18 protein-coding genes and 1 pseudogene are annotated in these 22,707 nt (G+C 44.8%); 11 read left to right on the forward strand and 8 right to left on the reverse strand.

Annotated features, from left to right (window positions below; genetic code table 11):
* The first annotated feature begins 24 nt into the window (after nucleotides 1-24).
* The 5 genes from J2Z28_RS11755 (at nucleotide 25) to J2Z28_RS11775 (ending at nucleotide 9,649) form a co-directional block, all read left to right on the forward strand.
* On the forward strand, nucleotides 25-894 hold the full coding sequence (locus tag J2Z28_RS11755; RefSeq protein WP_211082622.1) for an aldo/keto reductase: 870 nt from the start codon (nucleotides 25-27) through the stop codon (nucleotides 892-894).
* A gap of 475 nt (nucleotides 895-1,369) precedes the next feature.
* The gene (locus tag J2Z28_RS11760; RefSeq protein ID WP_211082623.1) at nucleotides 1,370-2,869 is read left to right on the forward strand and encodes a dockerin type I domain-containing protein; all 1,500 of its coding nucleotides are present in this window, start codon (nucleotides 1,370-1,372) and stop codon (nucleotides 2,867-2,869) included.
* 15 nt (nucleotides 2,870-2,884) lie between these two features.
* Nucleotides 2,885-5,248 carry an S-layer homology domain-containing protein gene (locus J2Z28_RS11765; protein ID WP_211082624.1) on the forward strand — a complete coding sequence of 788 codons (2,364 nt, stop codon included), beginning with the start codon at nucleotides 2,885-2,887 and terminating at the stop codon, nucleotides 5,246-5,248.
* Nucleotides 5,249-5,441: 193 nt separating this feature from the next.
* Nucleotides 5,442-8,474, forward strand: a complete 3,033-nt coding sequence (locus J2Z28_RS11770; protein WP_211082625.1) for a histidine kinase — start codon at nucleotides 5,442-5,444, stop codon at nucleotides 8,472-8,474.
* A gap of 20 nt (nucleotides 8,475-8,494) precedes the next feature.
* Nucleotides 8,495-9,649, forward strand: a complete 1,155-nt coding sequence (locus J2Z28_RS11775; protein ID WP_211082626.1) for a response regulator — start codon at nucleotides 8,495-8,497, stop codon at nucleotides 9,647-9,649.
* 159 nt (nucleotides 9,650-9,808) lie between these two features.
* Here the strand turns inward: J2Z28_RS11775 and J2Z28_RS11780 are convergent.
* The 3 genes and pseudogenes from J2Z28_RS11780 to J2Z28_RS11785 form a co-directional block, all read right to left on the reverse strand.
* Nucleotides 9,809-10,231, reverse strand: a pseudogene (locus J2Z28_RS11780) (IS30 family transposase); the annotation flags it as partial.
* On the reverse strand, nucleotides 10,174-10,428 hold the full coding sequence (locus tag J2Z28_RS31150) for a helix-turn-helix domain-containing protein (RefSeq protein ID WP_342357494.1): 255 nt from the start codon (nucleotides 10,426-10,428) through the stop codon (nucleotides 10,174-10,176). The pseudogene J2Z28_RS11780 and the gene J2Z28_RS31150, both read right to left, overlap by 58 nt.
* Before the next feature lie 56 nt (nucleotides 10,429-10,484).
* Complete coding sequence (locus J2Z28_RS11785) at nucleotides 10,485-10,826, reverse strand: hypothetical protein (protein ID WP_211082627.1); 342 nt, start codon at nucleotides 10,824-10,826, stop codon at nucleotides 10,485-10,487.
* A gap of 608 nt (nucleotides 10,827-11,434) precedes the next feature.
* Between J2Z28_RS11785 and J2Z28_RS11790 the strand changes: the two genes are divergently transcribed.
* From J2Z28_RS11790 to J2Z28_RS11805, 4 genes are all read left to right on the forward strand, one after another.
* On the forward strand, nucleotides 11,435-14,974 hold the full coding sequence (locus tag J2Z28_RS11790; RefSeq protein ID WP_211082628.1) for an S-layer homology domain-containing protein: 3,540 nt from the start codon (nucleotides 11,435-11,437) through the stop codon (nucleotides 14,972-14,974).
* Between the two features lie 202 nt (nucleotides 14,975-15,176).
* Nucleotides 15,177-16,124, forward strand: a complete 948-nt coding sequence (locus J2Z28_RS11795; protein WP_211082629.1) for a helix-turn-helix transcriptional regulator — start codon at nucleotides 15,177-15,179, stop codon at nucleotides 16,122-16,124.
* A 67-nt stretch (nucleotides 16,125-16,191) separates the two neighbouring features.
* Nucleotides 16,192-16,728: a DinB family protein gene (locus J2Z28_RS11800; protein ID WP_211082630.1), complete on the forward strand. Its 537-nt coding sequence runs from the start codon at nucleotides 16,192-16,194 to the stop codon at nucleotides 16,726-16,728.
* A gap of 26 nt (nucleotides 16,729-16,754) precedes the next feature.
* Nucleotides 16,755-17,231, forward strand: coding sequence for an EVE domain-containing protein (locus tag J2Z28_RS11805; RefSeq protein WP_211082631.1), 477 nt, complete (start codon nucleotides 16,755-16,757; stop codon nucleotides 17,229-17,231).
* A 42-nt stretch (nucleotides 17,232-17,273) separates the two neighbouring features.
* Here the strand turns inward: J2Z28_RS11805 and yidD are convergent, their stop codons facing one another.
* Together yidD and J2Z28_RS11815 are read right to left on the reverse strand one after the other, a co-directional pair.
* Nucleotides 17,274-17,780: a membrane protein insertion efficiency factor YidD gene (gene yidD / locus J2Z28_RS31660; RefSeq protein WP_342357495.1), complete on the reverse strand. Its 507-nt coding sequence runs from the start codon at nucleotides 17,778-17,780 to the stop codon at nucleotides 17,274-17,276.
* A 16-nt stretch (nucleotides 17,781-17,796) separates the two neighbouring features.
* Nucleotides 17,797-18,018: a hypothetical protein gene (locus tag J2Z28_RS11815; RefSeq protein WP_036617217.1), complete on the reverse strand. Its 222-nt coding sequence runs from the start codon at nucleotides 18,016-18,018 to the stop codon at nucleotides 17,797-17,799.
* Between the two features lie 261 nt (nucleotides 18,019-18,279).
* On the opposite strand from J2Z28_RS11815, the gene J2Z28_RS11820 reads away from it, so the two are divergent.
* Together J2Z28_RS11820 and J2Z28_RS11825 are read left to right on the forward strand one after the other, a co-directional pair.
* Nucleotides 18,280-18,873, forward strand: coding sequence for a YdeI/OmpD-associated family protein (locus J2Z28_RS11820; RefSeq protein ID WP_211082632.1), 594 nt, complete (start codon nucleotides 18,280-18,282; stop codon nucleotides 18,871-18,873).
* 119 nt (nucleotides 18,874-18,992) lie between these two features.
* Complete coding sequence (locus J2Z28_RS11825; RefSeq protein ID WP_211082633.1) at nucleotides 18,993-19,250, forward strand: type II toxin-antitoxin system HicB family antitoxin; 258 nt, start codon at nucleotides 18,993-18,995, stop codon at nucleotides 19,248-19,250.
* 26 nt (nucleotides 19,251-19,276) lie between these two features.
* Here J2Z28_RS11825 and J2Z28_RS11830 read toward each other — a convergent pair whose 3' ends face one another.
* The 3 genes from J2Z28_RS11830 to J2Z28_RS11840 all read right to left on the reverse strand — a co-directional run bounded on the left by J2Z28_RS11830 (nucleotide 19,277) and on the right by J2Z28_RS11840 (nucleotide 22,578).
* Nucleotides 19,277-20,599: an amidohydrolase family protein gene (locus J2Z28_RS11830; RefSeq protein ID WP_211082634.1), complete on the reverse strand. Its 1,323-nt coding sequence runs from the start codon at nucleotides 20,597-20,599 to the stop codon at nucleotides 19,277-19,279.
* Nucleotides 20,600-20,797: 198 nt separating this feature from the next.
* On the reverse strand, nucleotides 20,798-21,409 hold the full coding sequence (locus J2Z28_RS11835; RefSeq protein ID WP_211082635.1) for a TetR/AcrR family transcriptional regulator: 612 nt from the start codon (nucleotides 21,407-21,409) through the stop codon (nucleotides 20,798-20,800).
* 173 nt (nucleotides 21,410-21,582) lie between these two features.
* A complete protein-coding gene (locus tag J2Z28_RS11840; protein WP_211082636.1) occupies nucleotides 21,583-22,578 on the reverse strand; it encodes a hypothetical protein in 996 nt (331 codons plus the stop codon).
* Nucleotides 22,579-22,707: the final 129 nt, after the last annotated feature.

The following is a 22,707-nucleotide window of genomic DNA, read 5'->3' on the forward strand; positions in this document are numbered from 1 at the left end:
GTTTTTTTGAGAGGAGCAGTTAAAATGAATTTGCATACTAAAGTGGTTGAAGCCAGAAATGGAGTTCCCATTCCCCAACTGGGTTTTGGAGTTTACAAAATAACGAAAGAAGCAGAATTTACAACAGCGACTCGCGAGGCTATTCAGGTTGGCTACCGACATTTTGATACTGCCCGAATCTATGGGAATGAGAAAGCGCTGGGAGCAGAGATCCGGCATAGTCAGATTCCGCACGAGCAATTCTTCATCACGTCGAAAGTCTGGAATACAGATCATGGCTATGAAGCGACCAAGAAAGCTTTTCAGAAAACGATAAACAAGCTGGGTGTTGATTACCTCGACATGTATTTAATCCATTTTGCTTCGCCGAAGTATATCGAAACATGGAAAGCCATGGAGGAATTATACGAGGAAGGCAAGATCAGAGTCATTGGGGTCGCGAATTTTGAGATTCAGCATCTGGAAGAATTAAGGAAGCATGCAAAAATCTTGCCGATGATCAACCAGATCGAAACACACCCGGAATTTCCACAGAACGAACTGCGTGCGTATATGGATCAACATCAGATTTTGCATGAGGCGTGGGGTCCGTTAGGTCAGGGGAATCAAGTATTATTACAGCATCCGGTATTGAAGGAAATCGCTGATCATCATCGTAAGACAGTGGCTCAAGTGATTTTGCGTTGGCACCTGGAACGGGGCGTCATCCTCATTCCCAAATCATCCAATCCAAAGCGGATCAGAGAGAATAGTGAAATCTTTGATTTTGAGCTGTCCGCTGAGGAAATGGAAAAGATCAGTCGTCTGAACTCGGGCAAAAGATATTCGATCCATCCGACAGGTTATATTGTGAATCCGATTTTTAATACCTTGATGAAACTTTTTATTCGGTAGAACGAAGCGATCCGTTGCATCGGCATATCTAATTTTATATGAATGAACCATTAACGCTAGGGATGTCCCATACGTCATGAATATGACAGGGGCATCCCTTGTTAGCGTTATTTTGTTCGAATGAACCTGAGACACGCTATCCGCACCCATTTGCCCAGAGCTGAGATCTAACGAATTACAGAGACGTTATTTCGTCGATTCGGTCGATTTTTAGGTTTTGATACCTTTTTATGACGAAATAGCGTGACTGAGGTTCGTTAAATCTTACAACCGTTGATGATCCGCCTTTTAAGATTAGGTAGGTTCGTTAGCGCTTGGAGGGAGCAGCAATTCCTTTTTGAGGCAGCCCCATCGTTTTTTTATGAGAAAAAAGATCCTCTCTTTTATCTATAGGTTCTGAGGTGTTCAGTGATTGTTAAGAGCTGTTATGTATATTGAAACAGTAAGTCATCAGAAAGGTTAAGGAGGAGAACATTTGAGTCTATACATTGGAAGGGGTACAAGAGTGAAGTTTATACGGTGGACTGTGATTGCTCTTGTCGTTACATTACTCACAAGCGTGGGTTTTCCATCTTCATCGGCATTGGCCGCAACAACACCCATTTCGTTAAGCCAACCTACAGATATCGAGTTCTATAAGACGGCTGATGGGGAAAAAGAGATGCTGATCGCAGACAGCGGCAACAATCGGGTTATTCGGGCTACAGCGGAAGGCGAAGTGCTGGCGACCATGGAGGTCAACCAAGTAACGGCGGCTACGATGGGCAGTGATGGGTTGATCTATGCTGCTGAATCAGGTGCAAAAGCACAGGTACATATTTTTAACCCGGACGGTACAGTGAACGCGCCGCCTATAGACGTTATGCGTAAATTTTCGTTGTATGCGGGTCAAGACGAGGATAAGCAACCCTATATCCGAAATGTAATTCGGTACAAACAGAACAACAATGAAACCTTGGCCCTGTTCTACAACGAGTACAGAGTGCATAATAACGTTCCACAGAGGTATGCCACATTAGCCGACATGAACCTGGACAATTCAGGCTGGGGATCACAGAGCGGAGGATTCACAGAATACTCCAGTGTAATTCTTGGAGATGGAAATCAGAAATGGTATACATCTAATAGTGGAGTTATGCTCTACCCCTTGGTTGGTATACAGAATTCAACAGACAAGCTTGCAGATCTGACACTGGATGTAGTAGACAAACGTTTATACGTTGTGAGCGAGAATCAGATTATGCGCACAGGCTACGAAGGCTTTGTCTATCCTGATCGGCCTGTCTTGAGTACGTGGGTGAGTGGATCGGAGACCTATCCCATTGACATAGGCAATCAGATCAGCGTTGGACCAGAAGGTGAATTGTACATGGCTGATACGGCGAGGGACCGGATCGTCATTTTCAGTTCAGACGGAACTACTGCTCGTACTCTGGGTCTCAGCAAAGATGACACCCCTAAGCCTACAGCAGGTGCATTTTCCAAAACAGTTATCAAAGGGCTACCAATAGCCTTTACATCTACTGATTTTGACAGTAATTATGCCGACCCAGAGAACCGACCTATGACGGATATTCGCATCGTATCCCTGCCTGACAGTGGCACATTGCAACTGAATGGTGTTGACGTTGTGAAGAATCAGGTGATTCCTGTCGCAGAGTTGAATGCATTGACCTTCATTCCTGCTTCAGCTTTTACAGGGATAAAGACAACGTTTGGCTGGCAGGCCAACAATGGAACTGTTTTTTCTGATAGCGTGGATGTAACGATTATGCTGCGAATTAAAGGTGATGCTACTGGCGATGGTGTGCTTACACCAGCTGATGCGTTATTGGTCAATAAATATATCAAAGGGCTGATCACATTTACACCAGAACAGATTGAAGCACTGGATATGAATGATGACGGTGTTCTGGATATGAAAGATTCAGTGCTGATTATGGGCGTTTACTTGGGCATCAACTCATTAACCTAGGAAGAGGTGAATACCTTGCATAGCAAGAATTTATATCTATTTTCAGCAAACTCCAAACGAACAATGAAGACTATTCTGGCTATGCTGCTTATGGTCTCTATGATATTCTCGTGGATTCCTCAGGCAGTAGCCAGCGTAGATCCTAATATTCATATCGGTGAAGTCTCCGGGAAACCAGGAGAAATCGTCGAAGTGCCTGTATCTTATGATTCAAAAGGCTCAGAATTTTCTTTTTATCACTCTGAACTGTCCTTTGCCTATGATTCGGCTGTGCTTGAACTTGTGGAAGGGGACGAGGTTGTAAACCAACAGGCCTATGAAAACTATCAGGGAGTTAGCCTGACCAAAGATACGTCTGTTCTAGGTTTCATTCAGATTGTGACGACGAATCAACAATTCATCGATCAATCTACAGTGCTGTATTCCCTTCATTTCAAAATCAAGGATAGTGCGACTGCCAGTGCAAGTTCAGTAATCCTTCATTCAGGGGTACTGATTGCGCAAAACGATCTGTTTCAGGTGACTGGGGAAAATGGAAAAGTTACTGTGCTGTCAGATGAGAAGCCAGTTGGAAATGTACTTGTTTCGATCGGATCAGCGCAAGGAAAAGCAGGTGACAAGGTCACGCTCCCGGTGGATACCGTGTCGCTTGATCAACCGATTGGGTCGTATGGGGTACGCTTGAAGTATAATCCTACAGCCCTTCAGGTGGTTAATGTTACAGGTAACGTTCCGGGAATCCAGTATAACGCGAATAATGAGACGGGATCAGTCATCGTGGGCTGGAGTGATGAGGACGGAGGACAGAGCCCAATTCCGGCATCGGAGAGCCCGCAGGCGCTGTTCAAAATTGAATTCACGATTGCTTCCGGTGCTATTACAGGAGATTATCCGGTTCAGGTTGTCGACACAACCCTGCCTGAACATTTTACGGTGACAGATACTGATGCAATGGAGATGAACAAGCAGATTGTACCGGGCAAAATTTCAGTCGTGGGTTCACCAGTTACGCCAACAACACCATCCAATCCGGGTTCGTCCGGTTCAGGAAGTTCATCCGGTGGTTCGTCAACACCATCCACGCCTGCAAGCACTTCCGAGAAGATTACAGTAAATGTGACTAATGAACGGAACACCAATGCCGTTGTTTCGGCAACGATTATAGAGAGAACAACAGGGGCAGATGGACGCAAAAAAGACGAGGTAAATCTGACGGCTGAGCAGACTTCTCGTGCAATTGAAAGCCTGAAGAAGGCCGGTTCGAATATTGCCCGGATCATGATTCCGGATGAGAAAGACGAGGTATCCGAACTGAACGTGAAGCTGCCAGCCAAGTCTACTTCACTGATGGCTGATGAGAAGATGAATCTGTATATTGAAACGGATAATGCTTCCCTGCAACTGCCGGCGAATTCTTTACAGGGACTGGGCTCGGATATATTCTTCCATCTTGTGCCGATCAAGGATACTGCAGGGCGTGAAGTGGTGGAGCAGCGTATCCAGAACGATCCATTAATCGTCAAATCATCATCAAATACCGCGGACTTCCGTTTGGTAGGTCGTCCAATGACCATTGAGACAAATATGAGCAGTCGTCCGGTGACAGTAGTACTGCCAATCCGAGAGACAAACCTGACGCAGAAGGAAATGGACAAGCTGCAAGTATTTATTGAACATAGCGATGGAACCAAGGAACTCGTTAAGGGTAAAATCGTTAAATTTAATGGAACTGATCAACCGGGAATTGAGTTTGAAGTTACCAAGTTCAGCACATTTTCCATGATTCTCATGAACGGCACTTCTTCCTCAGCCTACATTCAAGGTTATACGGATGGCACGTTCAGACCGAATCAGGCGGTTCAGCGTGCTGAAATGGCTGCTTTATTATCTCGAATACTTCCGTCTGACAGCGATGAAGCAACGCTTGATACATCATATCGGGATATGCCTGCTGCAGAATGGGCACGCGAAGCGATTACCAAGGCGACTGCAGCAGGTTATATGCGTGGCAATGCTGCCGGGGATTTCATGCCGGAACGTTACATCACACGAGCTGAGATGGCGGTCATTATCGAGCGGCTTCTGAATCGCAAGGATATCACGGGGGCAGTAACGACAACAGAGCTGACGAAGGAAGCTACGGACATTACACTGCACTGGGCCCGCGAGGCGGTTCAGCGTGTATTGGCAACGGGAGTCATGAGTGTGTCTCCGGACGGAGCATTTCGTCCAAACGAAGCCGTAACACGAGCGGAGGCGGTTACTTTGCTGAATCGTCTGGTTCATATTGAACCTGAACTGTCCGGCACTTCCAGATGGAAGGATGTATCTGTAAGTCACTGGGCTTATGGTGCAATCCAGGCTGCATCCCAGAATTAAAATGTAGAGTGCTGATGCTGCTTGTTCCTATCTTTCAGCTGGGGACGAGCAGCATCAGATGAAATCCAGGAGGCATCTGCGGATGCCTTTTTTTCATCGTTATATTGTGGTTTTCAAAAAGGATGGACAGCATCTGGTGTGAGTGGGAGAATAACGCTATATTGCAAGATAGACGTTTACTTGAGAAAGAGAGATGACGGTCATCAGAACGGATCGATTTTTGTTAGGGATCGGATGCATGACCCTGCTGCTTGCACTGGTGGTTGCGTGGCAGATCACAGATGGACACGAGAAACCTTTGGCCAGGCAGGGTATTCTGGACATGGCAGGTGTGGAGTGGACGAACCAATCTCTCATACCGTTGGATGGAGAATGGGAGTTCTATCCGGAGCAGTTGCTCTCACCACAACAGATTAATCTCAACCATAGCCAACCTGTCATGATACAAGTGCCGGGCAATTGGGACGATAAAAGGATTAGTCAGGTATACCCCATGAATGGCAAAAGTTACGGAACCTATCGCTTGATTGTACGCAATGTGCCGCAAGGTGAACTTCTGGCGATTGCCAAACGTTATGTACGCTTCTCGGATGTGATGTATGTTGATGGGAAATTGATGAGCCGTTCCGGGCAGCCGGGTACATCTGCCGCATCGTACGTCCCCCGTAATGAGCCCTATACAATCTATTTCCACCCTGAAAGTACAGAGATTGAAGTTGTGCTACAGGTAGCCAATTTTGATTTTCGTAGTGGTGGCATCTATAACTCGATTGATCTGGGACAAGGCAGTCATATGGAAGCGAGAGCGATCATTCAATCGGGACTTGAGCTTTTGATTATGGGCATTGTGGTGATCTTTGGATTGTTGTTCTTCTATCTGTATGTGCGCTTGCACCGTGATGGAATCCAGCTGCTGTATGCGTTGTTCTTTATTGGTTTTGCATTGACGGTGGTGACCAACGGGGAGCGTCTGCTGTTACAGCTGATGCCGGACATTTCCTTTGAACTGGCGTACAAATTGAAATATATATCGGTATATGGTGTATCTATTATTACAAGCATGATTACCTGGAGACTTACTTCTGATCTGAAGCCCCTGTTGAAAAAATGGCTTCGGGTACCAAGCATAGTGCTGGCTTTATACGTGGTGTTGATTGTGATATCTCCATTTCGTATCTATTCGTTCATCCAAGAGAGCATGTATGCCGTCAATCTATGTGCCTACGCCTTGGCTTTCATTGTAATTATTCATCAGTATATTCAGGCAAGGTACGGAAACAAGAGTCGATCCCAAGCTCAATTGCTGATCATCTGCATCTGGCTTATGTTAGTAAACTATGTGCTTGGAATCATTGTTACGTGGTATCCAATCAGTCAGGTGCTGCTGAACTGTACAACGCTTGTGATTTTGTGTACCTTTGCCATGTTGCTGATCTATCAATATACACAGGCGTATGCCTCGATGCAGCAACTTACCCATCAGCTTCAATTGTCGGACAAGGCCAAGGATGAGTTTTTGCTATTAACTTCGCATGAGTTAAACTCTCCGCTTCACAGCATTATTCATCTGTCCCGTTCTGTGCTGACAATGTCACTGAGGCGTGCTAATGAACAGGAGATCCGGGGCAAGCTTCAGCTTATCCGCAATACGGCGTACCGGATGTCCAATCTGGTCAATGATCTGATTGACATGTCAAGGTTCAGGGATGGCAGCATAAAGCTATCCGTGGGGACCGTTGATCTGGTATCCTGCCTTTCGCTGGTCACGGAGGTGCTGGGATTTCTGGCTTCTGGCAAAAGCATTGTTATGATTCGCAGGTTAGAGCCTGAAGCACGCTACGTCATGGCGGATGAGAGTCGGCTGCTGCAAGTACTGTATAACCTGGTCTATCACATGATGGGACAGCATCATAATGGGAAGCTGGTTCTGGCGTGCGAGAGGCATCAGGATAATGTGCAGATTATCCTTTGTCTGGAAGCTGATCCAGATCGGAGTACTCGGCAACGTCAGGAAGTGGACTCCGGTTCACAGCAAGCCGATCGAATTGCAGCGGGGGTGTCTGTTGCAGCGGAAATGGTTAGCGCAATGAGAGGAAAACTTGTGGTGAACGATGAAGCTGCGTCCATCATGATTGAGCTTCCGTGTGCTGCTAGTATCGACATGGAGGATTTGGCGGAGACAGCCGTAACGCAGGAGACCGATGTGAGGGAGGAGAAAAAGGTGGGAAGCGTGATTTCAGCCCACGTTTTAATTGCGACGTCTGATCTCGTAGACATGGAACAACTGAACACATTGCTTGCTACGGAAGGCTTTCATCTGAGCTTCGCAGACTCTGATGTCAAGGTTCGGACTGCATTGGCTGGCGGAAGGTTGCCCGATCTTGTGATTGTCGACGCCATGCTGCCTGAGGTGACCGGCTATGAGCTGTGCAAGCAGATTCGGATGGAGTTCAGCCAGGTGGATCTCCCGATTCTGTTTATCAACATGCGCAGTACACCTGCGGATATTGAGGCGTGTATTCAGGCCGGCGGCAATGATTTTATTACCCGTCCACTGGATGCTGGCGAAATTCTTGTCCGAATACATACATTACTTGGCATGAAACAACTCGTAAAAGAAGCAGCCAATAACGAAATGGCCTTTCTGCGATCACAGATCAAGCCGCATTTTTTATATAATGCCTTGGGAACTATCATGTCATTATGTTTTACGGATGGGCCGAGAGCTGGAGAACTGCTGGGCAGTTTTAGTCGTTATCTGCGTATTCTCTTTCATCTGGATAACTCCGAGGAGTTGATTCCACTCAGTAAGGAGATGGAGTTAATTCAGGCTTATGTGGAGATTGAGCAGGAGCGATTTGGTTCACGACTTCAGGTTCAATTGGACGTTGATAGCTCGTTATATTCTTGTAAAGTCATGCCACTCCTGATTGAGCCACTGGTAGAGAATGCCATACGGCATGGCGTATCCAAGAAGATTGATGGGGGAACCGTTCGTTTGTTCATTCGAAGATGTGAAGATAGCGTTCAAGTGGTGGTTGAGGATGATGGTGTGGGCATGTCTGGTGAGCAGGTTACCTTTCTTCTGAGCAAAAGTCATACAGAACAAGGCATTGGCCTCCAAAATGTACAGAGACGATTGAAACTTATGAACGGTCAAGCACCTGTGATCAAGAGCGAACAAGGTCAAGGTACCAAGGTGACCATCGAGTTTCCTTATCAATAATAAAAAGAGGGGGAGAGAACGTGTTGCAGGCCTATTTGGTGGACGATGAGCCTCATGCTCTGAATATGCTGGAGATGTTTCTGACTCGAACGGGAGAGGTCCACATTGCAGGTCGTTCGGTGAATGGATTCGAGGCACTGGAGGCACTTCAGCATACACGACCGGATATCTGGTTCCTCGATATTGAGATGCCGGGCATGAGCGGATTGGAGCTTGCAGCGAACATCCATGAGATCGAACCGGATGCGGTGATTGTATTTACAACGGCTTATGATCATTATGCTGTCTCTGCTTTTGAACATGAGGCTCTGGATTATCTGCTCAAACCGATTGAGATGGGCCGATTGTCCAGAACCATTGACAGATTACTGAAGGATAAGGGGAACGCGGTCAAGTCATCTGCCGAGCAACCGGACCGGCAATCTCTGATGAACAGTGATGAGCCGAATCAATTATTTGTACAAATGCTTGGAAAGTTTCGTGTCACGCCTACGAACGGTGAAATCGTCATGTGGCGTACAGCGAAGGAGAAGGAACTGTTTGCATATTTGCTGTTGCATGACCCGGCCACCGGTGTTGTTCACCGGGATCGCATTATTGACCATCTGTGGCCTGATGAGCGTTACGAAAAAGCCAAAATCTATATGCATACATGTGTCAGTCTGCTAAGAAAAAACCTGAATAAAATGGGTATGGAGCAGATGGTCAGCTACAAGAATGAACATTACATGCTGGACAAAAAGCGAATCCGGGCTGACGTATATGATGTGCTGGAACTTGTGCTTCGAATGCAGCGCGGGGAGGATGTTCCACTGGCTCAAATGGAGCGGACTTTGCATATGTATCAGGATGAACTGCTTCCGCAGGAGGATTATTTCTGGATGTCTGAACTGAGCCAGAAGATGGAGCGAGGTGCGCTGGAGCTGATGTTGAAGCTTTCCGAGAAGTATCTGGAGCTGCATAACGGCAAGAAGGCAGCAGAGGCAGCGGAACGTGCAATGTGGCATTCCCCTTATGAAGAAGAAGCGTATCGTTGTGCCATGCAAGCCTATTTGTCCATGGGAAACCATGATCATGTCTTGCGCATCTATCGCGATCTAGAGGCACGATTAAGTGAACTTCATATTCGACCTTCTGCTGTGACCACACGTTTGTATGAACAGATTAAAGTCTGAACGGTGAAGAAGTAGCTGCAATGAATCAACGCATATGTGACTATCTGAAATTCCAATAAAACGTGTCCTGGAGAATGCCTTCCAGCGACACGTTTTTGTTTATATGACGGATTGTCAAACCAAGTGCGACAGTTCCTCTGTGAAAGATTCATGAGCGGTTCACCAACCCAAGCATTTTCGTGGTCTGTGATTCATTAGATCGAGTGAACGGGCGAGATCTTCATCCTCCACTTGAGCAAAATCGGTACCTTTAGGGAAAAACTCTCGAAGCATCCCGTTTGCATTCTCATTGGAACCGCGTTGCCAAGACGAATACGGATCAGCAAAATAAACGTGCAGGCTATGGGTCGTTTCCAGATTGGCATAGCATGCAAACTCCTTTCCTCGATCAGCCGTGGCTGTGAGGAAAGTCCCTGTAGGGTACTGTGAGATCGCTACACCGAGCGCAATCTCCATCGACAAAGCGGTACGGTCGGGCATGAGAACAGCGGTATACAGGCGTGTTTTGCGTTCAATCAACGTCCCTACGCAGCCTTTACTTTTCCCACGACCTGATACGACGGTATACAGTTCCCAGTTGCCTGATAGGGATGTGATGCAGCAACACGATCTAACTCACGGTAAATCATCGATGGATGCCTACCCAGTTCTTGTGCAATGGCTCTCGAGCTTTTGCCTTGACTGTGGAGGATTTCTAGCTTGCTGCGTTCGATTATGCTAAGATGTGTGTAGCTCATGGTGGATTCTCCTTGTGTGAATGGTTGTTGTGGTGACTTCATTCTACACGAATCCGGCCATGGGCCCTTTTTTATTTATTTCCAGTAGGTGTCGCACTTCATATTACAATCCGTCTAGTGAATTCACCTGTTCCATGGCCCATATTAGATTCATTGTAATTCTCAAAGGCGACACCTCCACCTTCAACTAATGTATATGTATACTTGCCTTTTCCTTGCCGCTTACCACTCACCCAATCTCCAGAGTAAACTTCGGTTTCTTCCCATCTCGCGGTTCCTTTACCATGAGGTTTTCCGTTTAAAACTTCACCATAGTACGTCCCTCCATCTGACAATTTTAAGTTTACTTTCTTCGATGCTGCTTCTGTTGGAGTAGAGCATGATAATAGTCCAATGATAATGGTGATCGTTAATCCAAAACCTAGATAGAATCTTTTCAAAAGTGTGCAACTCCTTCAATGTATAATGATCTTTGCGTTGTTAGCCATTTCCAAGATTATCGGTTTATGTATCGTATTTTTCCAGCTTAAATATAAAGTGGAGATAGGTCGGATTTCACAAACAACTCGCCCCCATTTTATAAAAGTAAAGATGTAAATGCTGAAGCAAAATCCCGCTGAATCCAAATTACCTGCGGCTTCAGGGTATATTATGCCTGTAGTTCGTGGGTGCTTTTTTCTATACTCAGCGTATACGCAATCCTGATTTTTTTACAAAACCCACTATCTTCTCCACTTCATCATTCCGCCTACGCCAGTTCTCCTCCTAATGATCCACAGCAGTGGTGGAACTTTCCTGAATCGTGAACAATCTCTGAATTTTGTATCACCTCCTATTTGCAGCGTTATCCCTAGATTCACTCCCCCAATATGGAGCAGTATAGAGTATAACTTCGTTAGGATAAGTTAGAAAAACCTTTAACGGAATATGAAAGAATGCAGGTATATGTAAAATTTTAAATACATACTTCCAGGCCGTTGACCCTGACCCCAAAAGTCTCTTATATTTACTCCCGACACAACAACTCAGAACGGGTGGTGGGACGATTTTGTTCATTAATAAAGGCAAGAAAATGCTCGCTATGCTTACACTTATACCCTTGGCTACAGGGATGGTCATGGGAGCTTTCCCTGCTGCGATAACGTATGCAGATGCGGGGGATAACACATCAACCAACAACTCGGCAACAGGTTCTTGGCAAACGGGAGATTTGCATGTACATACGTTTGAGTCCGATGATGCACAGGTTTCACTGGAGAACGTGCTCGACGCGGGTTTAACCAAATATGGGCTGGACTGGATTGCGCTTACGGATCATTTGCGGTTATCCAAGCGAGATCACAACGGCGTAGACATTCCAAGTGGGTCAATACCCATGTCCCAAGGAATGAATGAATATCAGGTACCACAGATCAAGGCCCTTCAGGATGCAGGCAAATACGCAGGTAAAACAATCTTCTCCGGTTTCGAATGGGACATGCCTACACATGAACACGTTGGGGTAGGGATTCTCACGGATGAGCCGAACTCAACCGAAGCGCTGAACGCTGCCAAGGAATTCGAATACCGTTTCACGAATCGCGCAGCGAACTTGTTTAATACGGCTGACGTAACAAAATGGGATCAGAACGGAGGGCGTGCCTACACGACTCATCAGGATGCCTTAACCGCCATCAATTGGCTCGCAACGAACTATCCAATGACAAGTTATGCGATGATCAACCATCCTTCACGCGGTAAATACAAATATACCGTCGCCGACTTGCGTGATTTCAACGATCTGGCTCCACAAGTGGTATTTGGTATCGAAGGCATGCTGGGTAACCAGATGGAACCGGATCGTGGAGGGTACAACACAAGCTACAATGTAGCTAATCCGACCGCAGATGATGGATACAAATACCGTACATACGGCGGTGTAGACTATATGGTCGCCAAGGTTGGCGGACTATGGGATGCATTGCTGGGAGAAGGACGTCACTTCTGGAACTATGGCAATTCGGACTACCACTTCAAGACAATTGGTACGAATTCCAGTGGTTATTTTCCTGGTGAATATGCTAAGACCTATTCGTGGGTTGAGGGTACAGGCATGCAGGCAGTACTGGATGGACTGCGTTCGGGAAAATCATTTTCCGTATTCGGCGACCTGATCAACGCACTGGACTTTACAGCTTCCGGAGCGGGTGCTCAGGTTGAGATGGGCGGAGACCTTCATGTGACTCAAGGCGATGAAGTAGAGCTGAAGATTCGCTTCAAGAGTCCAACGACGAGCAACAACTATGAAAATCCAATCAACAGCGGCACGTCCGCTGGACAAGTACCCGTGGTGGATCACGTTGATCTCATCGCTGGGGATGTGACAGCCAAGGCCCAGAAGGGTACAGCCGCATATACCAAAGACACCAACGACTCTACCAAGGTACTGGCTACCTTCACATCCAACGATTGGACGACAGATGCCGAAGGCTATAATGTCATCACGTACAAGATCAAAGCTACAGACCAGGACAAGTATTTCCGCCTTCGCGGTACCAATCTGGGCATGAACGTGACAGGTGAGACTGTAGACGGTGAACCACAACTTGATCCAAAAAATACGACAGCTGATGCAACGACCCGTTTTAATCAAATTAACGATAGCAACTATCGCGATCTGTGGTTCTACTCCAACCCAATCTTCATGAGTGCCACACCTTACAGTGATGCACAGGCGGTAACCGATACACTTCAAGCAATCGATCTGGGCGATCTGAACGCGGTCCATTCCGATCTTACCCTTCCTGTTGAAGGGAAGCATGGTGCAACGATTAGCTGGTCCAGCTCCAACCCGGAACTAATGAATAACGAGGGCAAGCTGCTAACGCAACCGGACAATAATGAGCGATTGGAACTGACGGCAACCGTGCAACGTGGCACGGAGTCACAACCCAAAACGTTCACTGTCATTGTGGAAGGCAAGAATAATCAGGCGCTGGTATTAAAAAGCAACATGACTACCGCTGACGGCCAGCCGTATCACACGGATACATGGACGAACCAGTCCGTAACGGTTAGTGTAACCAGCGCAGTATACGCGCCTGCTACTTCCGCAATTATCGAGTTGTCCCGTGATGGAGGGCAGACGTATGAACTTTATACAGAGAATACACCTTTGGAGGTAACGGAGCCGGGAGAGCACAACCTTTTATTCCGAGCAACAGACGATCTGGAACAAACGTATACTTTACCTCTGGTCATTAAAATAGACCGTGAGATTCCCGTCATCACCCTGCAAGGTAGCAGCCAGATGACGCTGAACGTAGGAGATACGTACAACGAGCCTGGAGCACAGGCTTCTGATAATGTCGGCATCCGTGGTTCCGTGCAGGTGGATGGCACGGTGAACACACAAGCAGCAGGGATCTACACCCTTCGGTATAACGTGAAGGATATCGCTGGTAATGCGGCACAGGAAGTTATCCGTACCGTGACTGTACAAGCACGCTCAGGCAATGGTGGCGGGGGTTCAGGTGGAGGTACTGGAGGCAACTCTGGTGGGAATTCTGGAGGAAACACACCAAGTGTGCCAACAACGCCTACCGTTCCAACCACACCAACCAATCCGGAAACGGGGTCAGATTCATCCACTGAAGTGAAGGTAGAGGTGGAAGCGAATCAGCCGGTCCAAACGGGTTTGAAAGACATCGTGCAATTCAATGTTCCATCGGGAGCCATTGGTTCCAAGGATACGCTGCAAGTGTCTGTGGTTGCCAAGGACAAGTTGCAGAATACAGCTTCCCTGAATGTACTTGGACAAGCTGTACAGATCAGCCGCAGTGGCGGAAGAACATTGAATGATCAGGCTACATTGAGCCTGAATATGGATTCGGCAGATCTGCCTAACGGGACCCAACCTGCAATCTACTATTATAATGAAGCTCGTCAGAGCTGGGTATTTATTGGTGGCAAGATGAATACAGCAGGAAGCATAACGGCCAATGTTAATCATCTGGGTACATTCGTTGTGTCCAGTTACACACCGGTGAATCTGTCTGACCTGAATGGACACTGGGCTTCCGACTATGCAGATCGTTTGTTGGGCATGAACGTGATTCAAGGTTACACAGATGGTACGTTCCAACCATCGAAGAAGATCACACGGGCAGAGTTTGTTACGTTGCTCAGTAAGGCGCTGGCATTGAAGTCCGTGGAGTCCGATCTGACATTTGCAGATCAAGGCAGTCTGCCAGACTGGGCAAAAGGTGATATTGCCGCAGCCGTGCAAGCCGGAATCGTGAACGGCTACGGTGATAACACATTTAAGCCTGATCGCACGATTACCCGTGCCGAGATGGCTGTCATGATGGCGAATGCGCTGAAAGTAAGTTCAGATGCACAAGCCGGAATGTCCGGTAATACCTCCGTTAAACCAAGTTTCACCGATGCATCGCAGACACCATCTTGGGCACAAGAAGCACTGGATACCGCGGTGCAGGCCAAGATTGTGAGCGGATATACGGACCATACGGTTCGTGCAGGAAGTGAAACGACAAGAGCGGAAGCTGCGACGATGATCTATAACTTGTTGCTGGCCATGTACGTGTAAGAAGTAACAAAGAGAATTAACTGTATATAAAGCAGATAAAAAAACTGATATCCTTTTGGGGTATCAGTTTTTTTGGGATTAAGACTATCTCATCTTGGATGATATTTAAGACGTGCCATTGCTGTAATTCACGAAACGAAAGGGCAAGTTACTGTGATAGAATAAGTTAGGTTTGGATGATGAAACGGTGGGGGCTTAGAGAATGAACAAGACGGAGCGGCAGCTTGCGATTACGCTTGAATTGCAGCGAAGAAAGATGCTAAGAGCAGAAGATTTAGCTGCTCAATTGGAGACAAGTGTACGTACGATTTATCGAGATATGCAGGCATTAAGCGAAGCTGGTGTTCCGATTATGGGTGCTCCGGGTCATGGGTATTCCCTCATGGAAGGATATTTTCTGCCCCCGGTAAGCTTCACCGCAGAGGAAGCCGTATCCCTGCTCATGGGAGCTGATTTTATCGAACAGAGATTGGATACAGAATACGCGATGGAGGCTAAGTCGGCTCAACGAAAAATTGAAGCGATTTTACCAGAAGCCGTTCGAAACGAATCAATACGTGTTCGGGAAACGATGCGACTGCTTCATACGGTTGAACCTTTAACCCGAACGCGGGTGAAAACATACCTTAACCAGATACGTAATGCTATTTTGGAGCAACGTAAAATCAGTTTTATGTACCTGAAAAAAATGCCAGGAACGGATGGCAATCGGTATAATATGCGTGAGGTTTCACCCTACGGACTCTCACTGGTTCAGGAGAATTGGATGTTAATTGCACGTTGTGATATGCGACAAGACATCCGTCATTTTCGTTTGTCACGGATGACTGAACTTTCCGTGCTGGAGGATCAATTCCTTTTGCCACCGGATTTTGATCTAAACAGTTATCGACCTCCTGACGACCGTAACGAACAAGTATTAATCAGGGCTAAACCTGAAATTGCTGACAAAGTTATGGAGGCCCTTCATTTTTATATGGATGCATTTGAGGAGCAAGAGGAAGGTGTTGTTTTTCATTTTCGTGTCCGCTACCCGGAAGAAATATTGCATTATTTACTTGGATGGGGTGGAGATATCGAGGTCTTGGAGCCGGAGTCTTTGCGCTTCCGAATGCAGGAAGTAGCCAAAAACATCTTAAAACACTACTGACATACACCTGTCAGTAGTGTTTTTTTATACTTTGATATATCACAGATCAAGAGGAGTGGGTTGAAGGATGAGAAGTACAACGGAAGTATTGACATCATTTGAAACGGCTGTAGAACGATATTTGGCAGAACTGAACAAATTGGATATGTCTAGCTTATATAAAAAACAGAGTGAAGAGGAATGGTCCATTGGACAGATGTATGTACATTTGATTCAATCAGCGCTTTTCTTACATCTGCATAATATTGAGCAGTGTTTGAGCAGCGAGGATTCGACATTAAACTCGGGGGAGGAAAAAACAGAACTGGGTAGGCAAGTGTTCGAATTAGGACAATTCCCTCCCGTTCCAATTAAGGTTCCTGCTTCCCCGCAGTATACCCCGCAACCACCCGAGAGCATGGAGTCCTTGATTGATGGGCTTCACATGGTCGTGGACCGGATGAGGAGTACAGAACCTCTTGTATACCAAGTGTCGGTAAATAACAAAATACATCATCCAAGGCTTGGCGCTCTAAATGCTCAAGAGTGGTTTTTGTTGATAGAGATGCACTACAGACATCATTTTTTGCAATTAGACCGATTGAAATCGAATCTGGAAATGTAAACGAGAGAAGGGAATGAGATATATCCATGAAACCAAATCAGGACAGCAGATATTGGATTTGTGTTGTATCTGCTTCTCATGTAAATGTAGCGGTAGAGGGAGGGTTTGCGCAGTTGTGCCATGGCAAGTCAGCGCTGTTGCGACAGATGTCCGCGGGTGATTGGCTGATATACTATTCTCCACGCACAGACATATCAACAGGGCAGCCACTTCAGGCGTTTACCGCTATTGGTCAAATTACCGATGACAGGATATACCAATATCAGATGTCGGAATCCTTTATACCCTTTCGCCGAGATCTCCGTTATCTTCCATGTCGAGAAGTAAAGATCGCAACGTTGTTAGACCAACTTAGTTTTACACGCGGAAATCGCAATTGGGGGTTTCCATTTCGTAAAGGTCAATTTGAAATTGGGGCTGAAGACTTCATGATGATAGCTTCCTCCATGTTGGAAGATGAGACACAGTCACTACTGGATATTAGCTTAAGCCAGGGATGTTAACCAAAGCAAAAGGCCCATAGATTGTCTATGGACCTTTTTGCTTTATGGATAATCATATCCTCCACCGTTGATATTACATTTGCGAAGACGATGGATGCCTAAGGAAAGACCTTTAATTGCCCCGTATTTCTCAATAGCTTGAATCATATACACAGAACAGCTTGGTTCAAAACGACATTTGTTCCTCACTTCAATGGGGGCAAAACGTTGATAAATTCTAATACTCCATATCAGGATTGCTCTAACACGTCGTAGAACGATGAAGAACATACTTGCTATGAAAACAATCTGGGCACTCAGCAAAGCATATACTGGAATGAATGGATTCAAGAGATAGAAACAGATCATAGAGATGATTAGCCCTGCGAATAATGCAAGTGTAACGTTAAGCAAAGACTTCAACCAATCGATTTCTGGAATAACATGAGTTCTTATATAGAAACTGCTTCGAGGGTCGTTTTCTTCATGATGTGTATGTAAGAGTCTAATAAGTTCTTCTTCGGATGGCATGTTATTATATATCAGTTCCTCAGATTCTGAGTTTCTCATGATTGTTGTACTATTATTAAATCTCTCTGTAGAAAATCAGCATATAATGATGTGTTGTAACAGGTTGCTGGAGACAACCGGGTTTCTCAGTGACGGATAGCGACTCCATGGATTGATAGGTCCATCCAGATTGTGCTTTGTGATTGATGATATCCGCAAATAAATTAACAGCAGCCTGAGTATCACCTCGGTTTACTTGAACATTTTTCGGACCTGGAACAACTGTGTACTCTCTCATTTAAATCATCCTTTCGTATGTTGGAATTATGGCAATAGACATTCCATTATTTTACTATGGGTATGGTAAACTGTCGATTGAAACTTATTAGATGAGATTGGATTAAAATATAGGCCATCTAACAGGATGGTCTTTGTTGTTATTAAGGTTTAAATTCAAGTGGAAAAGTCAATAAAAGCTCTGTAAGCAACGCTGTACAATCCACTGAAAACCAGTACAATTGAACCTATAAGAACATGAGATAAAGAGAGGAATTTCTCCATGACCGATACAAGTGGGAATCGCAAAGTTGACGGCTATCTAAAGAAACTCAAAACGTGGAAGGAAGAGTCCACAAAGCTGAGAGAGATTATTCGGGATTTTGAACTGACAGAGGATATGAAATGGATGCACCCTTGTTACATGCTGGATGGGAAAAACATCGTTTTAATCCATGGATTCAAAGAATACGTGGCTATTTTGTTCTTCAAAGGTGCTCTGCTGAAGGACTCGCACGGCATTTTGGTCCAGCAAACGGAGAATGTACAGGCAGAACGCCAGCTTCGCTTCACCAGTCTGGAGCAGATTGTGGAGCAGGAGGCTATGATCAAATCCTATATCCAGCAAGCGATTGAAGTGGAACAAGCTGGACTGCAAGTGGAAATGAAAAAAACTGCCGAATATAGCGTTCCTGAGGAACTTCAACAGCAATTCGATGAGAATCCTGCTTTCCGAGATGCATTTGAAGCGCTGACACCCGGACGGCAGCGGGCATATCTCTATTATTTCTCACAACCAAAGCAATCCAAGACAAAAGTGTCACGAATCGAGAAGTACATGCAGCCGATCCTGGAGGGCAAAGGGTTGAATGATTAATTTATAACTAAATATTTGAGGGGAATTAAGAGTTAAAACGAGTTGAAAGCCTTTCAGATATAATCCGAAGGGCTTTTGCTGTTTTTGCTAAAAGTAAAGATAGCAGGAGAGTGTCCCATATGATTCGAACTTACCAATACTACGCAGTTTTTAATTTTGCTGAGGATGGAATTAATGTTACATTTCCTGATCTGCCCGGATGTATCACCTGTGGCGAATCAATTGATGAAGCATTAGTGATGGCGAAAGAAGCACTTGAATTATTTTTGGATGGAGAACCTGTTGAAGATATTCCGCCACCTCAAAGCATAATGCCTGAATTATTGAACTTTAAAGATAAAGCGTACTTAATTGAAGCAAGTATTACGTATTATTGATGAATTCTATGTTTACATATCGGAATTCACCAAACAGAATTTAGAACATCGTCGACTTCTTTGATTCTTGTGACAGATGGTGTTTGAATTAGATTTCCTTTGACCATAACCATAGAGATGCCTGACAAGGCCTCGATATGTTCCAGCGGATTTTGCTCCATGATAATCAGATCAGCATGTTTCCCGATATCCACCGTCCCTGTAACATCGTCAACACCGAGGATCTTCGCATTGGTTCGGGTCACCATGTCGATGACCTGTTTGTTGTTCAGGTTAGCCTGTCTCATGTAGTGGTCCATTTCTCTCCACATATCATAGTGAGTCACGTAAGGCATGGCGGCATCAGTGCCTATACCAATGATGATGTCGTTTTCGATCGCTTGCTTGACGCCCTTGAGCATGGAATCGTAGACGAGTCTTGAATTCTCTTTTACCGTTGCACTTACCTTCGTTACGCTGGTATCCAGTGAAGCGGATGGATAAGCGGCTTGCAGTGTGGGAATGAGTGCAGTGTAGCCATTCAGGGCATTGGGATTATTTTTGTACAAATGAATGATTTCGTCGTCCATCTCCGAACCGTGCTCGATGGTATCGACGCCACCTTGTAATGCAACCCGTACGCCTTCCGTGCTCTCCACATGCGCTGCCACCCGCAAACCAATCTTATGCGCTTCATCGCAGATCGCTGCAACTTCGTCCACCGTCATCTGTAAAAGTCCAGCTTCGCCCACCATCTTCGCATCCGTCACGCCACCCGTCACACAGATTTTGATCAGATCCACGCCATGTTTCACATTGATGCGAACATTTTTTCGTGCTTCCCACGGGGAATCGCCCACCAGAGCGAGAAAGGGAGCACCATGTCCGCCCGTTACACTTAGGAAAAACCCGGAGACAAGCAGATTAGGGCCGACAAAGTCACCGTTGTTAATCTCATCCCGCAGCTGGACGTCCGTGTAAAAGAATTCCCCCACACTGCGCATCGTTGTTACACCCGCATGGAGTGCAGTCAGCGCGTTGCGTTTCATGCGTTTTTTCAAAACGTTTCTGCCAAACTTCGTGTTCAATATCCGATCATAGGCAAACTGCAACAAGCCTTCACTGACCGAGAGACTGAACGGTTTACCATCTGCAAAGAGATGTACGTGGGCGTTGATTAGTCCAGGCATTACGTATTTCCCTGAGAGGCCAATTGTTGTGTAGTGACTAGGGATAAGCAGTTCATTTTCTTTGCCGATATCCTGAATAAGTCCTTGTTCATTGACGAGAATCGTTATGTTTTTTTGCAGATTGCGGCTTGAGTCGCCGTGGATCAGATTGACGTTTTTTAATGCGTAAGCGGTGTTCATGTTGTGTTCCTCCTTAGAATGTGGGTGAAGCGAGTAGTTAAGGTAACGAAGATACCTGTTTCAATAATGAATAATTAATTCATTTTTAGGTCAAAAAAATAGGATGATCTATGATGGATTTTTTTTTGCGTGCAAACCAAGTGAAGTTGAGCTGATCTGCACGCTTTGTATACCCGGCATTAGTGATGAGATGGAACGTTATTCGTTGAGACTCTTCATACCGTAAAGTCTGTATACATACAACGCTTCGAATATTTGCTTCCGGCTGTCCTCACTCATACCCCGCTTCAACAGATCCAGGTTCATGTCGATTACGTTGTGCGCGAGGATGTTCAGCAAGATCAAATTCTCCTCGGTTCCGATCTCATATCGTTTATATTGATTTTTGAGATACGCCTTCTTGGTTTCGATCATCAGCTCAACAAGCTCGTTCTTGGCGTTGGTGTAGATGGTTCCTTTATTCTTTTCAAAGATGATGACAATCTGATTCCGGTATTTACGTAATACGTCCACCTGTTCCTGCAACAGTGCCGACTTTCGCTCGCTATCCGTTTCCTCGAACAAGGTCTGATTATCAAAGTGAATCGTCTCCACTAGCACATCTTTCAAATAATTCACCAGATCCGGCGGCACGACTGCGTAGAATAGTTCTTTCTTGTTCTTAAAATAAGTATAGATATTGCCCACGGAAATATTGATCTCATCCGCGATATCGCTCATCTTGGCATCCACATAGCCTTTTTCAAAAAAGACCTTGAGCGCCGCGTATTCAATCTCTTTCCTGACTTCGTCTTTCTTGGCTTGCACCATCGGAAACGACTCCTTAATAATGAATGATTGGTTCGTTATTAGGATAGACCTTTTTTGAGGGGGTTGTCAATAAAAAATGGAGCATAAATAGGTCTAACAAGGTTTCATCATACCCAATTGAGATGATGATTACGGAAAGCCTTTTTGGCATTGTGTTATTCTAAGAGCGTGATTTATTTATGCAATCTTATGTTTCTAAGTAATTTACATAAAGCAAGTGTTTCTTGCTCCTTTAATTCCTTTACATATTTGATTTGTGAGCTTAAATCAACTCCTGAAACTAAATTTTTTAGAGAAGAGTTTCTCATTACAAGGGACAAATGATATATTTTTTCAAACATATTATATAAATTTTCATCATTAATAATTTTATGTTCGTATAAATATTTAATTCTGGTTAACATTAGCTTTTTATGATCGGAAACAATATGAAATGCTTTTACCATGCTTGCACTAGGCGGCATATTAATTATCTGTTCTGTTAAATCATCATAAACATTCATCCCGAACGTGTGGTCAAGAGTGTAACTGTCTATTAAACGATAAGTTTCAAATGTTTTATTGGAGTGCATATATTCTAAAATGAGTTTTTCAAAATAGGATACATCAAATATATACTTTTTACTCGAATTCAAAGATAGTAATTGTATAGAATCAAACTCAACATTTTTTTCAGGGTATTGACTATAAAAAGCATTTTCAATTTCTTCAAAGCTGGCTGAACAGAAATTATATTTTCCATTCTCGAAAAAATCAGCAATATAAAATATATTTTCTTTCGTTGAATAACCATATATAAATAAATCATGGGCATAATGTTTTGTTTGATTGGAATAAGCTGAAATATAGTAGGTGTCCACACTTAAATAAATATAAAAATTCTTGTCTAGGTTAGTGGTTAAGAAGTTAATAAGATCAATTTTTAAGTCGACAAAAGTTTCTTTTTGTAATTCTTGTTTGTTTAATAATGGATGGTACTGTCTTGAAAGCGGTTCATAAAAATAAATCCAAAATTTTTGTTTCTCATCAATGGTCGATGCCAATTGGATATGATTCATTAAAAGCCAATCCTCAAAATAAGGGTGCTGTCCACTAAGTATCGCTATGAAATTTGCATTCCTAGGATATGATGTGATGATGGGTATTTCCATATGTAGTATTTTATCCATGGTGAGCTCCTTTTTTAAATCGTCATATAGGTTCTTGTTTAGCTGATAGTTCCTAAAATATCATCTTCCCAACATAATCACCGCGGTTCTGCCGCATGCTGGTTCGGTCCATTCGCCATCTGTAATATC

Origin of the sequence: Paenibacillus xylanexedens, from assembly GCF_017874615.1 — a bacterium.
Classification (GTDB): domain Bacteria; phylum Bacillota; class Bacilli; order Paenibacillales; family Paenibacillaceae; genus Paenibacillus; species Paenibacillus xylanexedens.